The sequence below is a fragment of the Halomonas terrestris genome, from assembly GCF_049166755.1.
Lineage (GTDB): Bacteria > Pseudomonadota > Gammaproteobacteria > Pseudomonadales > Halomonadaceae > Halomonas.
Genome location: NZ_JBMHFZ010000008.1, coordinates 68,522 through 90,343, shown reverse-complemented (window position 1 = coordinate 90,343; position 21,822 = coordinate 68,522). Strand labels below are relative to the sequence as shown.

21 protein-coding genes and 1 tRNA gene are annotated in these 21,822 nt (G+C 66.6%); 12 read left to right on the top strand and 10 right to left on the bottom strand.

Features of this window, described 5'->3' with window-relative positions:
- Window positions 1–98: 98 nt before the first annotated feature.
- From ACOMD9_RS09990 to ACOMD9_RS09975, 4 genes are all read right to left on the bottom strand, one after another.
- On the bottom strand, window positions 99–1,085 hold the full coding sequence (locus ACOMD9_RS09990; protein WP_421414447.1) for a metallophosphoesterase: 987 nt from the start codon (window positions 1,083–1,085) through the stop codon (window positions 99–101).
- Between the two features lie 19 nt (window positions 1,086–1,104).
- The gene (locus ACOMD9_RS09985; protein ID WP_421414307.1) at window positions 1,105–2,022 is read right to left on the bottom strand and encodes an NAD(+) kinase; all 918 of its coding nucleotides are present in this window, start codon (window positions 2,020–2,022) and stop codon (window positions 1,105–1,107) included.
- Between the two features lie 63 nt (window positions 2,023–2,085).
- Window positions 2,086–2,955, bottom strand: coding sequence for a carboxylate/amino acid/amine transporter (locus tag ACOMD9_RS09980; protein ID WP_421414306.1), 870 nt, complete (start codon window positions 2,953–2,955; stop codon window positions 2,086–2,088).
- A 57-nt stretch (window positions 2,956–3,012) separates the two neighbouring features.
- A complete protein-coding gene (locus ACOMD9_RS09975; RefSeq protein ID WP_421414305.1) occupies window positions 3,013–3,537 on the bottom strand; it encodes a YqaE/Pmp3 family membrane protein in 525 nt (174 codons plus the stop codon).
- A gap of 328 nt (window positions 3,538–3,865) precedes the next feature.
- On the opposite strand from ACOMD9_RS09975, the gene ACOMD9_RS09970 reads away from it, so the two are divergent.
- The 6 genes from ACOMD9_RS09970 (at window position 3,866) to putP (ending at window position 10,975) form a co-directional block, all read left to right on the top strand.
- Window positions 3,866–4,273: a CBS domain-containing protein gene (locus ACOMD9_RS09970; RefSeq protein ID WP_421414304.1), complete on the top strand. Its 408-nt coding sequence runs from the start codon at window positions 3,866–3,868 to the stop codon at window positions 4,271–4,273.
- 331 nt (window positions 4,274–4,604) lie between these two features.
- Window positions 4,605–4,678 (top strand) — tRNA-Gly (locus tag ACOMD9_RS09965).
- Window positions 4,679–4,749: 71 nt separating this feature from the next.
- Window positions 4,750–5,124, top strand: a complete 375-nt coding sequence (locus ACOMD9_RS09960; protein ID WP_421414302.1) for a hypothetical protein — start codon at window positions 4,750–4,752, stop codon at window positions 5,122–5,124.
- A 120-nt stretch (window positions 5,125–5,244) separates the two neighbouring features.
- Window positions 5,245–6,039 carry a helix-turn-helix transcriptional regulator gene (locus tag ACOMD9_RS09955; RefSeq protein WP_421414300.1) on the top strand — a complete coding sequence of 265 codons (795 nt, stop codon included), beginning with the start codon at window positions 5,245–5,247 and terminating at the stop codon, window positions 6,037–6,039.
- Between the two features lie 222 nt (window positions 6,040–6,261).
- Entirely contained in the window at window positions 6,262–9,453 is a 3,192-nt protein-coding gene (putA, locus tag ACOMD9_RS09950) for a bifunctional proline dehydrogenase/L-glutamate gamma-semialdehyde dehydrogenase PutA (protein ID WP_421414298.1), read from the top strand.
- Between the two features lie 43 nt (window positions 9,454–9,496).
- Window positions 9,497–10,975, top strand: a complete 1,479-nt coding sequence (putP, locus tag ACOMD9_RS09945) for a sodium/proline symporter PutP (RefSeq protein WP_421414297.1) — start codon at window positions 9,497–9,499, stop codon at window positions 10,973–10,975.
- Between the two features lie 101 nt (window positions 10,976–11,076).
- Here putP and ACOMD9_RS09940 read toward each other — a convergent pair whose 3' ends face one another.
- Window positions 11,077–11,370 carry a hypothetical protein gene (locus ACOMD9_RS09940; RefSeq protein WP_421414295.1) on the bottom strand — a complete coding sequence of 98 codons (294 nt, stop codon included), beginning with the start codon at window positions 11,368–11,370 and terminating at the stop codon, window positions 11,077–11,079.
- Window positions 11,371–11,685: 315 nt separating this feature from the next.
- On the opposite strand from ACOMD9_RS09940, the gene ACOMD9_RS09935 reads away from it, so the two are divergent.
- A complete protein-coding gene (locus ACOMD9_RS09935) occupies window positions 11,686–12,294 on the top strand; it encodes an OmpW/AlkL family protein (protein WP_421414293.1) in 609 nt (202 codons plus the stop codon).
- Between the two features lie 194 nt (window positions 12,295–12,488).
- Complete coding sequence (locus tag ACOMD9_RS09930) at window positions 12,489–13,121, top strand: OmpW/AlkL family protein (protein WP_421414292.1); 633 nt, start codon at window positions 12,489–12,491, stop codon at window positions 13,119–13,121.
- Window positions 13,122–13,187: 66 nt separating this feature from the next.
- Here the strand turns inward: ACOMD9_RS09930 and ACOMD9_RS09925 are convergent, their stop codons facing one another.
- The 3 genes from ACOMD9_RS09925 to ACOMD9_RS09915 form a co-directional block, all read right to left on the bottom strand.
- Window positions 13,188–15,161 (bottom strand): tripartite tricarboxylate transporter permease, encoded by a 1,974-nt coding sequence (locus ACOMD9_RS09925; RefSeq protein ID WP_421414290.1) that lies wholly within the window; start codon window positions 15,159–15,161, stop codon window positions 13,188–13,190.
- A gap of 72 nt (window positions 15,162–15,233) precedes the next feature.
- Window positions 15,234–16,328 carry a Bug family tripartite tricarboxylate transporter substrate binding protein gene (locus ACOMD9_RS09920; protein ID WP_421414288.1) on the bottom strand — a complete coding sequence of 365 codons (1,095 nt, stop codon included), beginning with the start codon at window positions 16,326–16,328 and terminating at the stop codon, window positions 15,234–15,236.
- A gap of 91 nt (window positions 16,329–16,419) precedes the next feature.
- Window positions 16,420–17,304 carry a fumarylacetoacetate hydrolase family protein gene (locus ACOMD9_RS09915; protein ID WP_421414287.1) on the bottom strand — a complete coding sequence of 295 codons (885 nt, stop codon included), beginning with the start codon at window positions 17,302–17,304 and terminating at the stop codon, window positions 16,420–16,422.
- Between the two features lie 161 nt (window positions 17,305–17,465).
- On the opposite strand from ACOMD9_RS09915, the gene ACOMD9_RS09910 reads away from it, so the two are divergent.
- A complete protein-coding gene (locus ACOMD9_RS09910; protein WP_421414286.1) occupies window positions 17,466–18,173 on the top strand; it encodes a FadR/GntR family transcriptional regulator in 708 nt (235 codons plus the stop codon).
- On the opposite strand, the gene ACOMD9_RS09905 is transcribed toward ACOMD9_RS09910, so the two are convergent.
- Window positions 18,170–18,670, bottom strand: coding sequence for a gamma-glutamylcyclotransferase family protein (locus ACOMD9_RS09905; RefSeq protein WP_421414284.1), 501 nt, complete (start codon window positions 18,668–18,670; stop codon window positions 18,170–18,172). The two genes, ACOMD9_RS09910 and ACOMD9_RS09905, sit on opposite strands and share 4 nt — an antisense overlap.
- 21 nt (window positions 18,671–18,691) lie before the next feature.
- Window positions 18,692–19,024, bottom strand: a complete 333-nt coding sequence (locus ACOMD9_RS09900) for a YqcC family protein (protein ID WP_421414283.1) — start codon at window positions 19,022–19,024, stop codon at window positions 18,692–18,694.
- 280 nt (window positions 19,025–19,304) lie between these two features.
- Between ACOMD9_RS09900 and ACOMD9_RS09895 the strand changes: the two genes are divergently transcribed.
- Genes ACOMD9_RS09895 through rimK form a run of 3 tightly spaced genes read left to right on the top strand, consistent with a single transcriptional unit; the run spans window position 19,305 to window position 21,733 of the window.
- Entirely contained in the window at window positions 19,305–20,330 is a 1,026-nt protein-coding gene (locus ACOMD9_RS09895) for a DUF3549 family protein (protein WP_421414282.1), read from the top strand.
- A gap of 24 nt (window positions 20,331–20,354) precedes the next feature.
- A complete protein-coding gene (locus ACOMD9_RS09890; protein WP_421414280.1) occupies window positions 20,355–20,792 on the top strand; it encodes an ATP-dependent zinc protease family protein in 438 nt (145 codons plus the stop codon).
- Between the two features lie 32 nt (window positions 20,793–20,824).
- Complete coding sequence (rimK, locus tag ACOMD9_RS09885; RefSeq protein ID WP_421414278.1) at window positions 20,825–21,733, top strand: 30S ribosomal protein S6--L-glutamate ligase; 909 nt, start codon at window positions 20,825–20,827, stop codon at window positions 21,731–21,733.
- Window positions 21,734–21,822 lie beyond the last annotated feature (89 nt).

Sequence of the window (21,822 nt, the reverse complement as noted above, 5' to 3'; positions counted from 1 at the left end):
GGACAAGAGCAAGGGATCATTCAAGGGAACACCTACTCTGATGGTCCTGGCGTCGAGGAGTTCACTCCATCGTCGAGATTTTCGAGTAAAGAATTGTATCAATCGAAATCGATCTCCCAGGGCTGCGGTCGGGCCTGCTCCTCGCGGGGTACCCGGATCCAGGCGAAGTGATTGGCATCCAGCCGGCGTTCGCCGCTCCAGCGATAGGCCACCAGGCGACCGAACTTGACCGCACTGTAGTCGAGGCAGGCCACATTGCCGGCGGGCAGCGCCGGAATGCCCTCGCACCAGTAGTGGCCGATGAACAGCGGGGGCTCATCGGGCCCGTAGTGGCTGAGCCTGGCGCGCTCCTCGGCAGTCAGCGCCCGCTGCTCCAGGTCGCCCGGCAGGTTGTCGGGCTGGAAGACCACATCGCCCCAGGTCTGCGGCTGTCGTGCCCAGAAGTGGGCACGAAAGCTGCGCCGGGTGAAACCGTCGCCGGAGTGGATCTCCACGCCCTCGGGAAGCGGGATATGGGTGCCTCGAGTGAGCCGGTCGAGGATGCGGAAGGCCCGGGTGCCGGGCGTCACCGACTCCACCAGGAAGTCCTCGTCGATACGGGCATCCGGCCGGTCGCGCCGCAGCGCATCGACCAAGGGAGCATCCCAGCAGGCGTGGACCACCCGCAGGCCATCGCGCTCCAGGCAGAGCGGGATGTCGAGAAACCAAGCCAGTGCCTCCTCCCACTCCTGGGGATGGTCGCGGAACTGCTCCAGGGTCTCCTTGATGATGCGGTTGTGGCGCGGCGTATGGCCACGCAGCCACTCCCGACCCAGCCCCGCCGGGGCCCGGTGGCAATAGGCCAGGGCGTTGTACTCGTGGTTGCCCATGACGATGAGGGCCTCGCCCTCCTCCACCATGCGCCGGGCGATGGTCACCGCCAGGCGGATGCGCGGGCCACGGTCGATCAGGTCGCCGAGGAAGATCACCCGGCGACGCGGATGCCGGTAGACCCCGCCGCGCTGGTGGTAGCCGAGCTTCTCGAGCAGGGCCGCCAGCGTGGCGCCGCAGCCATGCACGTCGCCGATCAGGTCGTAGCCCTCGATCCTGGCCTGTGTCTTCACGTCAGTCCCCCAGGCGATTGCTCCAGCCCAGCTTGCTGCGCAGGACCTCGTAGAAATTATGGCCCAGGGGGTGCACCAGCTGTACCCGCTGCGGCTTGCGACGGATCACCAGCACATCATCGGGCTTGGCCACCGCACGGGTCTGGCCGTCGCAGCTGATGTGGGGATAAGTCTGATTGGTCTCGCCGATGTGTACGCGGATCTCGCTGGCGGCATCGATGACGATGGGGCGACTCGACAGGGTGTGGGGGAACATCGGCACCAGGGTCACCACGTCGAGCCTGGGGTGCATGATGGGGCCACCCCCGGAGAGCGAGTAGGCGGTCGAGCCGGTGGGCGTGGCCACGATCAGGCCATCGCTGCGCTGGCTGTAGACGAACTGGCCATCGATGAACAGCTCGAACTCAATCATGCGCACGGCCTTGCCGGGGTGGATCACCACCTCGTTGAGCGCATCGCCGCTGCCCGACAGCACGCCGTCGCGATGCAGTTCGGCATCCAGCAGGAAGCGCTCCTCCACCTCGTAGCGTCCCTCGAGCACCTCACCGACCCTGGCCTCGAGCTCATCGGGCGAGATGTCGGTGAGAAACCCCAGGCGCCCGCGATTGACGCCCAGCACCAGGGTACCGCTGTGACAGAGGGTACGCGCCGCACCCAGAAGGCTGCCGTCGCCACCGACCACGATCACCAGGTCGCAGAGTTCGCCGAGCATGCGCCGGCTGGCCTCGGGATGGCCATGATCGAGCAGCACCGTGGCGGTGCGATCCTCGATGATGACGTGAAACCCGCCCTCGTCCAGGAAACGCATCAGGCGCTTGAGGGTCTCGACCACCTTGGCGCTGCCCAGGCGGCCGATCAGGCCGATGTTGCGAAAGGGCGCCTTGTCGCGCCCCGTCGGGGAACTCTGTTCGGATGGCATGGAGGGGCCTCTCGCATCGCAGCCGCTCATTATGGCGACTGGCCCGCCCCCCGGCAAACCGGGTCAGGCGGCCTGGAGGGCACGCCGCTTCAGCCACCACTCGTTGAGCACCAGCGATCCGACGATGATCGCCCCGCCCAGGGCCAGGCGCGGCAGGTCGGCATCACGGTTCCAGATCACCAGGTTGACCAGCAGCCCGGCGGGGATCAGGGCATTGTTCATGATCGCCAGCGCCCCGGCATCGACGCGGGTGGCACCCAGGTTCCAGAGGAAATAGCCCAGGCCCGATGCGACCAGCCCCAGCCAGGCGAGCACGCCCCACTGGAGACCGGTGGTCGGCAGCGCCGCGGTATTGCCGAGCAGGGCGAAGGCCGGCAGGGCCACGACCAGGGCCCCCAGGTAGAACCAGGCGAAGATGCTGTGCCGGGGCAGCGTCGTCGGCAGTTCCACCGACAGTCGGCGGTATCCCACCTGACCCAGGGCGAAGCAGAGATTGGCACCCTGCACCACCAGGAAGCCCAGCCAGAAACCGCTGTCGATGCCCTGGTAGCGGATCACCGCCGCCCCCGCCACGGCCAGGGCGGCAGTGACGAGATAGAAGGGCGTGAAGCGGCCGAACAGGGCGTCGTCGAGCAGGGTGACATAGAGCGGGGTGAAGATGGTGAAGAGCAGCACCTCGGGCACCGAGAGCAGCAGGAAGGACTGGTAGAAGAAGATGTACATCATGCCGAGCTGGACGGCACCCAGCCCCATCAGTGCCAGGCGCTGGCGGCCACGCAACAGTGACGGGCGCAGGAAGGGAAGAAACACCAGCGCCGCCAGGGCGATACGGGTGAGGACGGCGAAGTAGCTATCGACCTGGCCGGCCAGGTAGACGCCGATCAGCGAGAACGAGAAGGCCCACAGCACGGTGACGCCGACGAGATGGCCCACGGTCAACTCCTGGAACAATGAAAGTTGACCGGAATTATACGCGTATCGATGGCGGCATCAACGCACGCGGCCGGCTCCCTGCCGCCCCAGCCACCAGAGGGCATGGCCGACACCGGGCAACCAGCCGAGCAGGGTGAGCAACAGGTTGAGGGCAATACGCTGTCCGCCACCACGGGCGAGTCCGACGGCGAGGGGCGGCAGCAGCACCGCCAGCGCCTTCAGCGCGGCCCGTGGCTCGACGGGCGCAGGCCGGGGCGGCGACGCAGGCTCGTCGGCCGGCATGTCGACTCGAGCGCGGGGTCCCGCCGCCGGCGTGAAGTGCTGTACGGTTTCGTCCGCCCCATGCTCGATGGCCTGGCGATGAGCGTCATGGTCGATCTTCTGCTCGATCTCCCCGGCCCCCTCGGCCAGCTCGTCGTGGAAACGCTCCCAGTCTTCCCAGTCATGGGGCGTGCCGGCCCGGGGACGATGATCGCCAGCTTCCCGGGCCCTGGCCCAGGCCTTCTCCTCCAGTGTATTGGGCCGCTCCTCGTCCCACTCTCCGCTCAGGCCTTTCCTGGCGAGGTAATCACGGGCATCCATGGCGACCTCCGTCACTTGGTGGTAGTGGTCAAGGACCGAGGACACGCCCCGGCCGACATGAGCGTTGTACTATATTCGAGCCGATCCCGCCCGACGGGTTCCGATACCGCGTGACCCGCACGGGTCGCGGCGGTAGCCCACACCGTTGGCAGGGACGCTTGACGCTCGACCCTGGCCAACCCGCGAGTCGGCTATGCTGAGGTCGAGCCCCGACCACGGGCCCGGCGCCGGCGCGGCAGGAAGCCCGGTGCCTCCGGGAGGGAACGCCCCGGGTACCGACACCGCCCCGTGGTAACAGGCATTCATCGCCGGCACAAGGAGAAACGCCATGCCCAACAAGGCCCCCACCACCGTTCGCGAGATCATGTCCCGTGACTGCTACCGGGTTACCGGCAAGACCTCGGTATCCACCCTGGCCGAAGGCCTGGCACTGCACCGCCTGCCCGGGGTCCCGGTCGTCGACGAGCGCGACCACCTGATCGGCTTCATCTCGGAGCAGGACGTGATGGGCAAGGTGCTGGAGAGTTCCTACCTCAACGACGAGCCGCCGCTGGTCAGTGACCTGATGCGCAACGAGGTACTCTCCGTGACGCCGAACAAGAGCATCACCGACCTGGCCCAGGAAATGCTGGGCGCCAAGCCCAAGGTCTACCCCGTCGTCGAGCAGGGGCGCCTGGTCGGCATCGTCACCCGCCGCGACGTGCTCAGCGCGGTGTTGCGCATGCGCCACAACTGAACCGTCCCGCCCCCGTCACCGGCCGGCACCGTCATCCCGCCATCACCCCGCTCCGCGCACATATAAAAAAGCCGCCCCGTTCCCGGGGCGGCAAGAATCGATCGAAACTGCGAGCCAGAACAACAGTGTTAGCGACTGCTATCGCGCTGTTGCCTGTGCCACTTCTGACAGCAGCGAAGCGAAAAGTTCTCAACCGGGGCAAATTTTTCTTTCCTTCACGCCCGGCATCGCCGGCCCGACGGCAAAACAAGCACTTATCGAGCCGAAGCCGGGAAAAGCGCGAGACGGCTTGCAAAACATAAGCCGTTGGATTTACTATCGAAACCGCGTCGCGGGTGTAGCTCAATGGTAGAGCAGAAGCTTCCCAAGCTTAAGACGAGGGTTCGATTCCCTTCACCCGCTCCACGACGTCCCAGTTCTCCCGTGGAATGCCTCCCGCACCGGGAGCGCAGGGCGCCCGATGCGCGGGTCATGCCATGGCACTCTCACTGCTGGTCTTTGCCGTCTGCCTGCTGATCTTCGGTGGCATGATCGCCATCCTGCTGCTCTCCGGCACGCCCCGCTATCGCACCGAGCCCCACCATCTGCTCGCGCTCTTCGACAAGGCGCTGGAGGATCGTGTCGACGAGGGTGAATGGAATGCCATCATCGATTACCCGATTCGCCATGACGACTATCTGGACAGCATACGCCGGCGCGCCCGACAGCTGATGGAGGAGCACGGTCGCCACTGGCGCAAGGCCCAGGGCCGCCCGCTGCTCGACAGCACAGGGCGCGAGGAGCTCGCGGCCCTGCGCAGGCACCTGGCGGCCCATGCCGACCTGCAGGAGCGTAAGCGCAACGAGTCGTGAGCCCACCCGCTGCCGAATGCACCGGATGCCTCACCGCCCCTGACCGGCGGCGACAGGCTTCCCCTCCTCTTCAGCTAAACTGATACACTCATGCCGACACCGTCCGGGACGGGAACCGCCATGCCCAGCACCATTCGCCAGATCCCCCTCGATACCGCCACCCAGCACCACGACCACGACTTTCACCAGATCGTGATAGGGCTGCGTGGCCAGGCGGAATTCGAGATCGAGGGACTGGGCGGATCGATCTCGGCGCTGTCAGGCTGCATCGTGCCGGCCAACCATGTGCACTACTACGCCGGCACCGGCGACAACCGCCAGCTGATCCTCGACCTGTCCGCCCAGGCCCCCTCGCTGACCGGCTTTCACCACGAACTGGCCCGGCTCTTCGATGCCCCGCGCTTCTTCACCCTGGACGACCCCCTGAGGCGCTATCTCGACTTCCTGCTGCACGAGCTGGCCGTCTCCCCCGCCTCCGGGACCGCCACCCAGGGGGATCGCCTTGCCGCCACCCTGCTCGGCTGCCTGCATGCCCGCCTGGCCGACACAACCGAACCCGGCCATCGCCGCATCGACCTGCGTCGGCTCGACCGCTACATCGAGCGCCACCTCCCGAGCAAGCTGAGCGTGGGCGATCTGGCCCGTGAAGCCTGCCTGAGCGAAACGCACTTCCGCCACTGCTTCCGCCAGCAGACCGGCATGACGCCCTGGCAGTACGTGCGCCGCAAGCGCCTGGAGGCCGCACACCGCCTGCTGAGGGACAGCCGGCTGCCCCTCTCGGAAGTCGCCGCCCTGACCGGCTTCTCCAATCAGAGCGCGCTCTCCCACGCCTGCCGCGAAGCCTTCGGCCAGCCCCCCAGCAAGTTGCGCGGATCGAGCCGTCTCGCCACCGGCCACTCCCGGGCCCTCGCCTGACCCGTCCACGGGCTGGCGGTCGCAAGCATATACCTAGACCAAAGTCTAACCCTCGCGTCATCTTTTCCCCACCAGCGGCGAAATCGACAAGCATCCCCGCGGAATCGACAAGCAACCGCCGCCCCAGGCTCCTACAGTCAGGATAACGCCGTGTCCACGGAGCGGGCGCGCCTGCCGGCAATCCGGCGACCCTCCGTCCGACGACTCACCAGGGGACCTTTCATGCTGACTTCCAACGACATGCTGGACACCGCCACCTGGCAACAGGATCTCGACACCCTCTTCGCACGCATCAGCGATCATTACGCGGTCGATGAAGAGCCCTTCGTGGGTGAACTGGTCGATACCCTGAGTGCCAACCCCGATGATTTCCGTCGCATCGCCGGCAAGACAGCGGAACTGGTGCGGGAAGTCCGTGAGATGGATACCGCCGTCGACACCATCGACGAACTGCTGCAGCAGTACAGCCTCGATACCCACGAGGGGCTGATGCTGATGTGCCTCGCCGAGGCGATGCTGCGCATCCCCGACAAGGCCACCGCCGATGCCCTGATCGAGGACAAGCTGGGCCCGGCCGACTGGAAGGCCCATCTCGGCCAGAGCGAATCCTGGCTGGTCAACGCCTCCACCTGGGGCCTGCTGATGACCGGCCGCGTGGTGACCCTGGACAAGCCCAGGGAGGGCAAGCCCAGCGGCTTCATCAACAAGCTGGTCAACCGCATGGGCGAGCCGGTGATCCGACGCGCCATGCTCGAGGCCATGAAGGTGATGGGCAAGCAGTTCGTGCTGGGGCGCGATATCGACGAGGCGCTCAAGCGCTCCAGGCCGCTGTTCGACAAGGGCTACACCTACTCCTACGACATGCTCGGCGAGGCGGCGCGCACCCGCAACGACGCCCGCAAGTACTTCGACGACTACGCCCGCGCCATCGAGCGGGTGGGCAACACCAGCAAGGCGCTGGCGGCGAAGACCCCCGCCCCCTCGGTCTCCATCAAGCTCTCGGCCCTGCATCCACGCTACGAGTTCGGGCGCCGCGAGCAGGTACTGCACGAGCTGGTCGACAGCGTGAAGAAGCTCGCCGCCATGGCCCGCGAGCGTGACGTGGCGCTGACCGTCGACGCCGAGGAGGTCGACCGCCTGGAGCTGTCGCTGGAGGTGTTCCGCGCCGTCTACGAGAGCGATACCTGCCGTGGCTGGGGCCATTTCGGCCTGGTGGTGCAGGCCTACTCCAAGCGGGCCCTGCCGGTGCTGCACTATCTCAATCGCCTGGCCGATCGCCAGGGCGACGAGATCCCCCTGCGTCTGGTCAAGGGCGCCTACTGGGACACCGAGATCAAGGAGTCCCAGCAGCTCGGCGTCGAGGGCTACCCCGTCTATACCCGCAAGGCGAGCACCGACGTGGCCTACCTGGTCTGTGCCCGCTTCCTGCTCTCCGACGCCACCCGCGGCCGCATCTTCCCGCAGTTCGCCACCCACAATGCCCACACCATCAGCGCCATCCTCGAACAGGCCAACGATGTCTCCCGCCCCTTCGAGTTCCAGCGCCTGCACGGCATGGGCGAGGCCCTCTACGATGCCGCCCTGAAGCGGGCTCCCCGGGGGACCTACTGCCGCATCTATGCCCCGGTGGGGGCCCACAAGGACCTGCTCCCCTACCTGGTGCGCCGCCTGCTCGAGAATGGCGCCAACTCGTCCTTCGTCCACCAGCTGGTCGACCCCAAGGTCCCGGTCGAGTCCCTTTGCGAGCATCCGGTGCAGTCCCTGAAACAGCACCTGCACCTGGCCAACCCGCTCATTCCGCTGCCGGCGGACATCTATGGCGACAAGCGCCGCAACTCGAAGGGGGTGAACCTGAACATCCGTAGCCATTACCAGCCGCTGATGGACAGGATGTCCGGCTTCATGGACAGGACCTGGGAAGTCGGCCCGCTGCTCGCCTTCGACGTCGGTAGCGAGCCGGCCAGCACCCACACGGTCACCTGCCCCTTCGACCGCCACCGCCAGGTCGGCAGCGTGCAGTGGACCACCGCGGACCAGGCCACCAGGGCCCTGGACGCCGCCTGGGCCGCCTTCCCGCGCTGGGACGACACTCCCGTGGCCGAGCGGGCCGGCATCATCCGCCGATTCGGCGACCTGCTGGAGGAGAACCTCGCCGAGCTGATGACCCTCTGCTCCCTGGAGGGCGGCAAGCTGCTCACCGACGGCGTCGACGAGATCCGCGAGGCCGTGGACTTCTGTCGCTACTACGCCATGCGCGCCGAGCAGCTGTTCGGCGAGCCGACCGTGCTGCCCGGCCCCACCGGTGAGTCCAACGAGCTGATGCTGTCGGGCAAGGGCGTATTCGCCGCCATCAGCCCCTGGAACTTCCCGGTGGCGATCTTCTGCGGCCAGGTGGTGGCCGCGGCCGTGGCCGGCAATACCGTGCTGGCCAAGCCCGCCGAGCAGACGTCCATCGTCGCCCACCGGGTGATCGAGCTGCTCCATGAAGCCGGCATGCCACGCGACGTGGTCCAGCTGCTGCCCGGCGACGGTCCCACCGTGGGCAGCGTGCTGACCTCCGACCCGCGCATCACCGGCGTGGTGTTCACTGGCGGCACCGACACCGCCCAGATCATCAACCGTGCGCTGGCGGCAAGGGAGCACGCCCCGCTGCCGACCCTGATCGCCGAGACCGGCGGCATGAACGCCATGATCGTCGACTCCACCGCACTGCCGGAGCAGGTGGTGGCCGACGTGATCCAGTCCGCCTTCCAGAGCGCCGGGCAACGCTGCTCGGCACTGCGGGTGCTCTACCTGCAGGACGACGTGGCCGACCGCGTCCTCGAGATCCTCGACGGGGCCATGGCCGAGCTGCACGTCGGTGACCCCCGCGACCTGGGTACCGACGTCGGCCCGGTGATCGACGAGGATGCCCGCAAGGGCCTGATGGCCCATATCGAGAGGCTCAAGAGCGAGGGCCGCCTGCTGGCCGAGACCCGGCTCGACCCGGCCCACACCTCCCGGGGCACCTTCGTCGCCCCCGTCGCCTTCGAGATCGACGGCATCGAGGCACTGGAGCGTGAACAGTTCGGCCCCGTGCTGCACATCGTGCGCTACAAGGCCAGCGAGATCGATCGGGTGATCGCGTCGATCAACGACCGTGGCTATGGCCTGACCTTCGGCGTCCATAGCCGCAATGAATCCTTTGCCGAGCTGATTGCTCAGAAGATTCGGGCAGGCAACGTCTACGTCAACCGCAATATCATCGGCGCCGTCGTGGGCGTACAGCCCTTCGGTGGCCAGGGCCTCTCGGGCACCGGGCCCAAGGCCGGCGGGCCGCACTACCTGCTGCGCTTCGCCACGGAAAAGACGGTGACCGTCAACACCGCCGCGCTGGGCGGCAATGCGTCACTGCTCGCGTTGGGAGACGAGTGAGACCCGCTCGTCGGTTACGACAATAAACTGAAGGAACCCCCTCATGGTTCAGAACAACATGGCCATCGGCTTCACCTTCGTGGTGTACCTGGCGCTGATGCTCGGCATCGGCATCGTCGCCTACAAGCGCACCACCAACCTCTCCGACTACATCCTCGGCGGCCGCTCGCTCGGCCCCTGGACCTCGGCGATCTCCGCCGGGGCCTCGGACATGTCCGGCTGGCTGCTGCTCGGCCTGCCGGGCGCGGCCTACGTCAGCGGTATCTCGGCGAGCTGGATCGCCGTGGGCCTGCTGATCGGCACCTGGCTGAACTGGCTGGTGGTGGCACGACGCCTGCGCCTCTACAGCTTCAAGGTCAGCGACGCCCTGACCCTGCCGGAGTACTTCGCCAACCGCTTCCAGGACAGGTCGCACCTGCTGCGGGTGATCTCGGCGATCTTCATCCTGATGTTCTTCCTCTTCTACACCAGTTCGGGCCTGGTGGCCGGCGGCCGGCTGTTCGAGACGGTGTTCGGCTTCGACTACCGCATCGCCGTCACCATCGGCACCCTGACCATCATCATGTACACCTTCATCGGCGGCTTCCTGGCGGTCTCCTGGACCGACCTGATCCAGGGCCTGATGATGGCCGCGGCGCTGGCCATCGTGCCGATCATCGCCTTCAGCGACCTGGGCGGGGCGAGCGGCGCCGGCGCGGCGCTCGCCGCCGAGAGCGACCACATGCTCGCCTGGTTCCGGGATGCCTCCACCGGCGAGGCGCTGTCGGTCATCGGCATCGTCAGTTCCCTGGCCTGGGGCCTGGGCTACTTCGGCCAGCCGCACATCCTCGCCCGCTTCGCCGCCATCCGCAGCGACCGCGACATCCCCGCCGCCCGTCGCATCGCCGTTTCCTGGACCGCCATCGCCCTGGTCAGCTCCGTCGCCGTGGGCCTGCTCGGCGTGGGCTTCGTGCAGCGCGACCTGGCCGACGGCGAGACCGTGTTCATGGTGATGGTCAACCTGATCTTCCACCCGGTGATCGCCGGCATCCTGCTGGCCGCCATCCTGGCCGCCATCATGTCCACCGCCGACTCCCAGTTGCTGGTCTCCTCCTCGGCGCTGACCGACGACTTCTACAAGGCCATCTTCCGCAAGGACGCCAGCCAGACCGAGCTGGTCTGGGTGGGCCGCTTCGCGGTGATCGGCATCGCCGTGCTGGCCTACCTGCTGGCGCTCAACCCCGATGCCACGGTGCTCGACCTGGTGGCCTACGCCTGGGCCGGCTTCGGCGCCGCCTTCGGCCCGGCGCTGATCATGTCGCTCTACTGGCGTCGCATGAACAAGTGGGGCGCCCTGGCCGGCATCGTGGTGGGCGGCGTCACCGTGGTGGTGTGGGCCGAGCTCTCCGGCGGGCTGTTCGACCTCTACGAGATCGTGCCGGGGGTCATCTTCGCCTACATCGCCATCGTGGTGGCGAGCCTGGCCACCGAGGAACCGACGGACGCCATCACGGCCGACTTCGACACCTTCGACCGGGCCTGATCGATCGGGCGGGGCCGCTTCGGCCCTGCCCCGACGCGCCAACCGCAGGAAGCCGCCCCCGGGGGCGGCTTCCTGCGGTTTCGGCGGGGTGGCAACCAGCCTCAGCCCGTCAGGGCCCGCAGCAGGAGCACCAGGGTGAACAGTGCCAGCGCCACCAGGCTCCAGGGCGGCGAGCAGGCCCGCCTCAGCCAGGGCCAGCGGGCCTGCACGCCGAGCGCCAGCATGAAGGCCGAGCCCAGCGCCCAGATGCCCAATGCCATCAGCGGCAATCGCAGCCACATCGGCAGGTCGCGCAGCAGCGTCGGCTGCAGCAGCAGCCACACCGCCAGGCCCGCAGCAAGCAGGATGGATCCCAGCGCCGTCCACGGCAGGCGCCGACGTGTCTCGCTCCTCATCACGGCTCTCCTTGTCGCCTGCTCCTATTCAAGACGATTCCGGGCGCTGACGCGAGCCGACACGCTGCAGCGCGACATTTTTTGTACAAACATTGCAAAACTTCATCACATGGCCCTATCCTCAATGGGAGAGCCGATCGATAAAGCGGCTGTATCAGCATCTCGGCGGCCATAACAATTTTTTACAAGACTTTTAGAAACGCTGTTTCCTATAATCATCCCATCGCTCATGCCGGATCAGCCGGCACGCTGTTGACGGATCAACAGTTCAGGTAACTGACGTTTCTGGAAAGAAACCCTAGGGAGGACCCCGTGATGACCAAGACCAAGATGCTTTCTGCCACCGTGATTGCCGCCAGCTTCGCCATGGCCGGCCAGGCCGCCCTGGCCTACAGCGCCGGCGACGTCTTCGTCCGCGGCGGCTTCGCCAAGAGCGATACCCGTTCCGACAACGGCGAGGTACTGGGCCAGGACCTCGGGATCAGCAGCGGCGAGACAGGCTTCACCCTGGGCGCCGGCTACCTGTTCCACGACAACATCGGCCTCGAGCTCAACACCTCCGAGAAGATCGAGCATGACCTTACCCTGGGCGGGGGCGACCTCGGCACCATCGACCGCATGCCGGTCAATCTGCTGGTCAACTACTATCCGCTCGGCGGCCTGGACTCGCGCGTCCAGCCCTATGTAGGGGCGGGCCTGAACTACACCCGCTTCTCCGGAGAGCCGGAAGGCATCGATGCCCGTCGCAGCTATGGCGCCGTGGGCCAGGTCGGCATCGACCTTGCCGTGACCGACAACATCATGCTCAACGGCTTCGCCAACTACGCCGACGTCGATTCGCGCATCTCCGTCGCCGGCGAGCGCCAGGGCACGGCCAAGGTGGACCCGATGACCATCGGTGGTGGCGTGACCTTCCGCTTCTGAGGCTTCCCCATCGACGATGCCACCTCGACGCCGGGCCCAGTGCCCGGCGTCGTCGTGATGGGCGAGAGGAGAAATGGCCGGCTTCAGAAACTATTGCCCTGGATCAAGAAAGCGTTATTACGCACTGAGTAGAATGGCGGTATTCGATCATTGCGAACGAAACCACCCCTCAGTCCCCGCCAAGGAGTCGATCCATGCGCAAGCCCTTCGCCCCCACCCTGCTGGCCGCCGGCCTGGCCGCCGCCGCCTTCACCACCAGCACCCAGGCCTTCGCCTACGGCGCCGGCGACTTCTTCACCCGCCTGGGCGTGGCCAAGGTGGCCCCCAAGAGCGACAACGGCAGCCTGGTCGACGGCGCCCTGGACGTCGACGTCCAGGACGACACCAACTTCGCCTTCACCCTGGGCTACCGCTTCCACGACAAGGTCGGCGTGGAACTGCTCGCCGCCCTGCCCTTCGAGCATGACATCAACCTGAACGGACAGAACCTGGCGTCCACCAAGCATCTGCCGCCGACCCTGACCGTGCAGTACTACCCGCTGGGTGGCACCGCGGCCCGGGTCCAGCCCTATGTCGGCGCCGGCATCAACTACACCCGCTTCTCCAGCGAGAAGCTGGATGTGGAAGGTGTGGACCTCGAACTCGACAGCTCCTGGGGCGCGGCCGGCCAGGTAGGCGTGGACCTGCTGATCGACGACAACTGGGCGCTCAACGCCGCCGCCTGGTACATCGATATCGACTCCGACGCCACCGTCGGTGGCGCCGATGCCGGCACCGTCAATATCGACCCCTGGGTGGTGATGGGCGGCATCAGCTACCGCTTCTGAGCCCCCCGCCCGACACGACGAGGCCCGCCGATGGCGGGCCTCGTTGCATTGCAGCTGCAGGGGCAGTTACCACGGCATCGGCAGGTTGATCAGGTTTCCCACCGGCGGCGTGATGCGCATCAACCAGAACATCAGCTGGGCCGTGGCATAGACCACCAGTCCATAGAGCAGACCGGTGAACAGCCGCATTCCGGCATGGCGCAGCAACAACCAGGCTAGCAGCAGCGGCGTCGCCAGGTTGAAGCCCACCAGCCAGATCCCGACGCCGTAGAGCAGGATCCCCCCCAGTACCGGCAACTCATTGCGGGAATCGAGGTTGACCACGCCGCCCACCCGACGCAGCCTCACCACCTGTCGTCCCAGGATGAACAGTGCGAGCGTAAGCCCCGGCACGATGGCCAGCGAGGGCATCAACCTAGCGCTGGAGCGAAAACCCAGCATCTCGAAGAAGGCGTAGGCGAATGCCACCACCATCAGGCCGGCAACCACCAGGGTCACGGCGGTGTCCCGGCGTACCTCATCGACACCGCCATGGGAGTGGGTGGCGTTCCCTTCTCCGCGTTCGGGCTCGGCCTGGCCCCGCCGACGCAGCCGCCGGTATCCCCCCAGCAGCATCGGGATGACGATCAGCGAGCCGATGGCCAGCACACCCGGACGAGTCAGCCAGGCGAAGCCATGGATCTGCGTGGTCAGCCAGAAGTACTGCTCCATCGGCGTGGCCAGCACGAAGCCCACCAGCACCGGCGCCCGCGGCCAGCCGGCATTCTTCATCAACCAGCCGATCACGCCCAGCAACAGCAGCATGGCAATGTCACCATAGGTACGCGTGGACTGGAAGGCACCGGCGATCATGATCAGCAGCAGTGGCGCGGCGATCAGGGCGAAGCGGATACGGGTCAGGCGGGCGATATAGGGGGTGACGGCGAAGCAGATGGCGGCACCGAGCACCGAGGCCAGGGCAACGCTCCAGACGATCATGTACATCAAGTCCGGATTCTCGCTGACCATCCGTGGCCCGGGATAGAACCCGAACGAGAACAGCGCACCGAGGAAGATCGCCGCCGCCGGCCCGCCGGGGACACTGAACAGCATGGTCGGCACCAGGTCGGAGATCACGGTGGCATTGTTGGCCCCTTCGGCACTGGCGACGCCGCGGATCTCGCCCTTGCCGAAGCGGCGCTTGTCCGGGGTGGAGCGCAAGGCATGACCGTAGGCGATCCAGGTCGAGGCACTGGCACCGACGGCCGGCACGAAGCCACCGAAGATGCCGATCACCGAGGAGCGCACCACCAGCCAACGGTGCTTCCAGAATTCCCTGAAGCTCTCGCCCCACCGGCCCAGCGGGGTACTGCGATTCGCGATCCCGCCACCGCTGGCGACCATGCCAATCAGTTCGGCCACGGCAAAGAGCCCCAGGGCCACGACCGGCAGCGACAGGCCATCCATCAGGTAGGACTGGCCGAAGATGAAGCGGTAGTTGGCGGCCGCCGGAGCCGCCCCGATCACCCCGAGCAGGATGCCGAAGCAGGCGGCGGCGAGCCCCACGGCGATGTCCTTGCCCACCATGCTGGCGGCGAAGCAGAGGCCCACCAGGGCGAACATGAAGAGTTCGGGTGTTCCCAGTGCCAACACGACAGGACCGGCGACAGGGATCGCGACCGACAGGATCAATGCCCCGAACAGCCCCCCGACCATGGAGGCGAGAAACCCCACGCCGAGCGCCAGCGAGGCCTTGCCCTGCTTGGCCAGGGCATGACCTTCGATGGCCGTGGGTGCCGAGGCCGGTGAGCCCGGCGCCCCCAGCAGCACCGAGGTGATGGTATCCGAGGTATAGATCACCGAGATTGCGCCGAGCAGCATGGCCAGTCCGGCGTAGCTGTCCAGCAGATAGATGAAGGGTAGCAGGATGGAGACGGCGGCCACGCCTCCGAGGCCCGGCAGCATGCCGAACACCATGCCGGCCAGCATGCCGACGAACAGGGCGGCCAGGCGGATGGGCTCGAACAGGATACCGATTGCCGAAGCGATATTGTCGATCACGAGGTCTTCCCTGAATGGATGGAAATGCCGGCTACCCTCGCCTCCCGGGACGCAAGGGCAGCCGGCCGTGGATCAGAGCGCCACGTCGTACTTGTCGGAAAGCAGGTCACGCAGGTAATCGCGCACCTCGTCGGAGGGCTGGAGTGCCGCGGCGAGCGAGTCGGTAATCTCCGAGGCGGGCAGCAACGAGTAGCCACCCACGGCTTCGGCTGCACGCCTCTGGTACTCGGGATCCTCGTTGATGGCCTGGATGGTCGCTTCGAAGACCTCGAGCACCTCGTCCGGGGTCCCTTCGGGCAGGTAGGCGGTCAGGCCGTAGTTGAAGGTGACGGAACCGATGGACTGATAGGCATCCCACACCACGCCGGAGGGGGCCTCGCCGTTCAGCTCCGCGTAGACCTCGTGGACCGAGGGGTAGTCGGGGAAGGCCGGATCACGAGCCGACAGCACCCCATCCTCGCCGACCGAGCCACCGGACATGATCGGCACCGCCGTGCCGGCCTCCACCATGTCCACGACCTGGGACATGTAGGCCGGGGTGAACTGGAAATCGATGTTCGTCTCGCCCCGCTCGAACGCCAGCCGGGCCGGACCACGCCCGTCGAAGCCGAGTACGGTGCGCAGGTCCAGCTCGAGCAGTTCGAAGGCCAGCAGCACCGGCAGGTCACTGGCGGCCGCCGCAATGCCGCCATAGATCAACGGTGTCCCGGCATCCCTGAGGTCGGCCGCACTCTCGATGCCGGTACTCGGCGAGACATAGATACCGGCACCGAAGGGCAGGCTATAGGCCGGGCGCATGGAGGCCAGGTCGTACTCCACCGCATCGAGCCCGAGTACATAGGGATTGGAGGTGGAAGAGGTGGTGAACAGCAGCGTCTCGCCATCGGGTTCGGCATTCTGCTCGAACCAGTTGGCGCCGAGAATCGAGCCACCGCCGGGACGGGTCTGGACATCCACACGAGGGTTGCCGGGCAGGTGTTTCTCGAAGAAGGGCTCGAGAAACTTGGCTGCCACATAGGTGGCACCGCCCTCCCCGAAGGGCACGACGACCTGCAGGGTCTTGCCTGCATAGAAATCGTCCTGGGCCATGGCCGGCGGGACCGCCAGCAGGCAGGCGGCAGCCATCATGGGTGTCGTGAAGCGAGCGCGGAAACGCTTGTTGATCATGGTGCAACTCCTTGTCTGTCTTGTTGTTGCTGTCGCGGACGTGATCTCGTGCTTGCCCGGCGCCGCACCGGGCCCATCCGGGCGGGGGGCATCACTTGCCGACGGCGTTCTCCAGCACCCCCATGCCATCCACCTCGATGCGTACCACATCCCCCGTATCCAGGAAGCGCGGGGGATCGAAGCCGATGCCGACCCCGACCGGTGTCCCCGTGAGGATGACGTCGCCGGGCTTGAGCTCGATACCTGCCGACAGCGTCTCGATCAGCGTGGGGATGTCGAAGATCAGCAGGCCGGTGTTCGACTCCTGGCGCAACTCGCCGTTGACCCAGCAGCGAATGGTGGCATTGCCCGGATCGATGGCATCGGCGGTGGTAATCCAGGGACCCAGGGGGCAAAGTCCGTCCAGCGACTTGCCGAGATGCCACTGCCGATGCTTCTTCTGCAGGTCACGAGCGGTGACGTCATTGGCGATGGTATAACCCCAGACGTGCTGGAAGGCATCGGCCTTCTTGATCCCACGCCCCCCCTTGCCGATGATGACGGCGAACTCGGCCTCGTAGTCGAGCTGGGAGGTCACCCCGGCATGCCGGGGAATCTCGTCACCATCGGCAATCAGGGTGGAATAGGCCTTGGTGAAGACGATCGGATGCTCGGGGACGACCTCTCCGGCCTGGGCACTACTGTCGAACCCCGAGTTGCTGAACTCGGTGGCATGCTCGTAGTAATTCTTGCCGACGCAGAACATGTTGCGATGGGGGTGTATCGGCGCCTCCAGCCGGGCATCCGTCAGCGGATACCCCTCCCCGCGGGGTTGCAGTTGCGGGGCGAGGGATTCCCACGCCCGGATCAACTCGACCATGTCTCCGTCGAAGCCGTCGACGAGGTCGGTAATGGGCCAGTAGCGCCCCCGGTCGCTGTCAAGCAGGGCAACGAAGGAGCGCTGCCCCTGGCCTGACGATAGGGTGGCGATTTGCATGCTATTGGTTCTCCATAGGTTCTTTTTTGGTCCTGCATCACTCGAGAATAGGAACATAAAAGTACCAATTCAAGGGTTTTTTTGCCCAATAAACCCAGATAGGTTAAATTGGTCATTGCTGGAGACCGAATGGTTCCGGCCTGACACTGGATGTGAGAGCGATGTCGACGCACCGAATGGTACGGGCTGGCGGTGCCATGTCACTGGCCAGCTATTTGCAGGAACAGATCGAGAACGGCAGTTTCCCAGCGGGGCATCGGCTACCGACGGAACGGGAACTGAGCGACTCCTTCCAGGTCTCGAGGGGGGCCGTGCGTCGCGTGCTGGCCAACTTCAAGGAGCAGGGGTTGATCACCCAGGTGGTGGGGAGCGGAACCTTCGTCGCCGATGGAGCCATGGGGAAACTGCCCGCCACGGTCCAGCAGCGCCAGGCCGGGGCCTCGGTCGCCACCCAGACGAGCCCGGCACAGCTGATGGAGGCCAGGGTGCTGATCGAGCCGCAGATGGTCTCGCTCATCGTGCGCTATGCCACCCCTCCCGACTTCGAACGCATGGAGGAGTGCCTCGTGCGTTCCGAGGCGGCCAGCTCTGTCGAGGAGTTCGAGCACTGGGATGGTGCCCTTCACCAGGCCTTCGCCGAGGCCACCCACAACAGCTTCTTCCTGCGCATCCTCGAGCTGACCAATGTCGTCCGCGAGGAGGGCGAGTGGGGACGGCTCAAGCGTGTCTCGCTGACGGCCGAACGGCGGCGACGCTACGAGATGCAGCATCGCGCCATCGTGGCCGCGCTGCGTGACCGCGACGAGAAGACGTCGCGCTCACTCCTCGAGGAGCACCTGCGCGAGGTGCAGGGCAACCTGTTCGGCTAGCGCGGCGTATGCCGCGAGAGCCCCAGTTGCCCCAGGGCATGGTCATCCAGGCCGGCCACGGCCTCCACCGCCGCCAGGCGTCGATGATAGTCGGGGCTGAGGAAGGCCTCGCCCGCCAGCAGATGCATCAGGTACTCCCGGGCGGGCTTGAGGGCCATGGCCGTGCTGCCGGGCGCGGCGATGTAGACCCAGGCCTCGATGACCCCCTCTGAGGTGGCCACCGGCAGGCGGTGGCGATCGTACTCGCGGGGATAGCCCTCGAAGGGATCCATCAACCGGATCTGTTCCGGATGCTCGAGTTCGAACAGGGCGCCCTCGACCCGAGCCCCTGTCTCAGGCGCCACGTTGGCGTGGGCGATGCCCGCCACCTTCGAGACCTTGTCGAAACGCAGCGCATGGTCGTGCAGGACCCCGGCGAGCACGCGGCGCGTGTCGCCAATGCGTGCCGCGACCCGGGCCGGATTCATGTTGCTGCCGTAGGCAAAGTAGTAAGGCATGTCGGATCGGGTTCCCTGGTCCTAGTTCTCGGTGACCAGGCGATCGATCTCCTCGACGACCTTGCGCATCAGCAATCGCTCGCTGTTGCTGGCCCCGTGCTGGATCATGTAGGCATCCACCGCCGGGGCCACCTCGCACTTCTCCGGCAGGGGCGCCCGTTCCTCCACCAGGGTGTCCAGGCGAGCGATGAACACGAAGCGCAGCCACTGCGGCAGCGCCATGGTGTCCACGCAGAACGGCTGCACACTGTCGAAGGCCTCGGGTACGGGCCTTGCCATGCGCCACAGGTTGGCGACCTTCATGGTGGCCTCGAGTTCGCGCAGGGCGGCGTCGAGTTCCTCGTGAGCAGTCATGTCGAACCCTCTATGGCATGTCCCCCCATTATCCCTGCTCGGTCCCGTCGCTGGCCACCCCGGTCGCCCCTTCCCGCCTGCGGAGCTCCGTTGTGCACCGTTCACAGATTCCCTGAACGTCCCTGTGGATAATCTCTGGAAAGTCGGCGCTCGCCCAGGCGCCATGGGCGATCCCCGCCATCGGTCATTTTCTGACCAGGGCTTCGCACGTCAGCGTCGCCGGCCGCTGCTGACAGCGCCCGATCCCCGCGGTAGAGTGCACGGTCCGAGAGGAGGTAGCATGCAACCGATTCATAGCCTTCACGACTTCTTCGCGCGCAGTGGCGCAGAGGTCCATCTCTACCACCTGGGGCGCCGGGTGGAATCCTGCGACCTGGCGACCCTGGCCGCCTTCGAGGCCGGCGAACTGGCCTGGCCGGCTCCCTGGCGTGGCCAGGCACGCCTCGGCCTGGTGTTTCGCCTCGGCGAGGTACGCGATCCGCTGATCTGGTTCCTCGCCCTGCCCCTCGACGAACAGGGCCACCTGGTCCCCGCGCCGCGGGACGCCTTCGTCCACCGCCTGCTCGAGACCCTGGGCCGCAGTGTCTCCGCCGTGGGTCGCGAGCACGGCGACGCGGTGGACAACCTGATGAAGGACAATCCGCTGGCCTTCACCCCCGCCCTGCCCTTCCAGGCCATCCTGCACGCCCGGGCCAGCCGGGACCTGGGCCTGCCGGCCAGCCAGCACCTGGAGCCGGCAGAGGCCTATCTCAGCGGCCAGCAGGAGGTCGACTGGCGCGCCCTGGGCCTGCAGGGGCTCGCCGACTTCGCCGTGCGCATGGACGACGGGGCGAGCCGTGCCCTGGCCGCACGCCTGCCCGACCTGCCCGACGAAGTGCTCGCCTCGCTGTGCTACTGTCTTGAACATGTGGCCATCGATGACGACCTCGCCCGGGCACTCCGCCAGCGCGGGGAAGCCGCCGCTGATGCAGGCGACATCGAGGGCTTCTGTGCCTGCGTGCGGGCCATGGGCGGTGCCTCGGCAGCGATCGCCGGCCCCTGGTTCGATGCGCTGCTCGATGATCCCGGCGCCTCTGGCCCCGACCTGCTCGCGGCCATCGCCGGCCGTGGCTGGACCCATCTCGAGCACGGCGAACGCCTGCCGCGCTTCCTCACGCGCCTGGCGGAGCAACCGGAGGTCGACTTCACCGCCCTGGTCCGCGACCTGGCCCTGGTGCCGCGGCTGCGCCTGCCGGTGCTGATGACGCTGCGCGAAGCCACCGAGGACAGCGCCATCGGCCGTCGCCTGGCCGAGCTGTCACGCTGAGTGCCGAGACCCGGGAGCGAGACGATGAAAGAACTACCCTACACGCCCAAGGCGGTGATCGGCCGTCGCGAGATGGTCACCCTGCCGGAACTGCACCTGACCCTGTGCGCCAAGGCCGACACCGGCGCTCGCACCTCGGCGCTGCATGCCGAGGACATCGAGTCCTTCGAGGAGGATGGCCACCTCTGGGTCAGCTTCACCACCCGCGGAGGCGGCCCCGGCACCCCGGCGCACGTGCATCGCCTGCACCTGCACGATCGCCGCCGCGTGACCAGTTCCAACGGCCAGGCCGAGTGGCGCTACGTGATCCGTACGCCGATGCGCCTGGGCGAGCTCGAGTACCCGGTGGAACTGAGCCTGACCGATCGCCGCGACATGCGTCACCCCATGCTGCTGGGACGCCGCGCCCTGCGTCGCCTGCTGGTGGCGCCCGGTGCCGCCTTCCTCCACGGCGAACCCTGACGGCCTCCCCGGCCATCGACCCGGAGTCCTGCATGCATATCGCGCTGCTGTCACGCAATCGCAACCTCTACTCCACCCGCCGCCTGGTGGAGGCGGCCGAGCAACGGGGCCATACCGCCCGGGTGGTCGACACCCTGCGCTGCTACATGAACATCGCCTCGCACCGCCCCTCGATCCACTACAAGGGCCAGGAGATCGAGCCGTTCGGCGCGGTGATCCCGCGCATCGGCTCCTCGGTCACCTTCTACGGCTGTGCGGTGCTGCGCCAGTTCGAGATGATGGGCACCTATGTGCTCAACGACTCGGTCGCCATCACCCGCTCCCGTGACAAGCTGCGCTCGCTGCAGCTGCTGTCGCGCAAGGGGCTGGGGCTGCCGATCACCGGTTTCGCCCACTCCCCGGACGATATTCCCGACCTGATCACCATGGTCAAGGGGGCCCCCCTGGTGATCAAGCTGCTCGAGGGCACCCAGGGCATCGGCGTGGTACTGGCCGAAACGAATCAGGCGGCCGAGAGCGTGATCCAGGCCTTCATGGGCATGAAGGCCAACATCATGGTCCAGGAGTACATCAAGGAGGCCCGGGGGGCCGATATCCGCTGCTTCGTGATCGGCGACAAGGTGGTGGCATCGATGAAGCGCCAGGCCGCCGATGGCGAGTTTCGCTCCAACCTGCATCGCGGCGGCACCGCCACCTCAATTCGCATCACCCCGGAGGAGCGCTCCACGGCCATCCGCGCCGCCAAGGCGATGGGCCTGAGGGTGGCCGGCGTCGACCTGCTGCGCTCCAACCACGGCCCGGTGATCATGGAAGTGAACTCCTCGCCCGGCCTGCAGGGTATCGAGGCCACCACCGGCAAGGACATCGCCGGCCTGATCATCGAACACATCGAGAAGAATGCCGTCACGCAGCGCAAGCCCCCCCCTAAACCCAAGGGGTAATTGCGAGAAAAGCACCCGGACTTGTAAAAAGGGGAAATTAATTCCCCGCAGGGGTAGTAAAACAGTGTTTCCCCCGCCACAATCGCCGT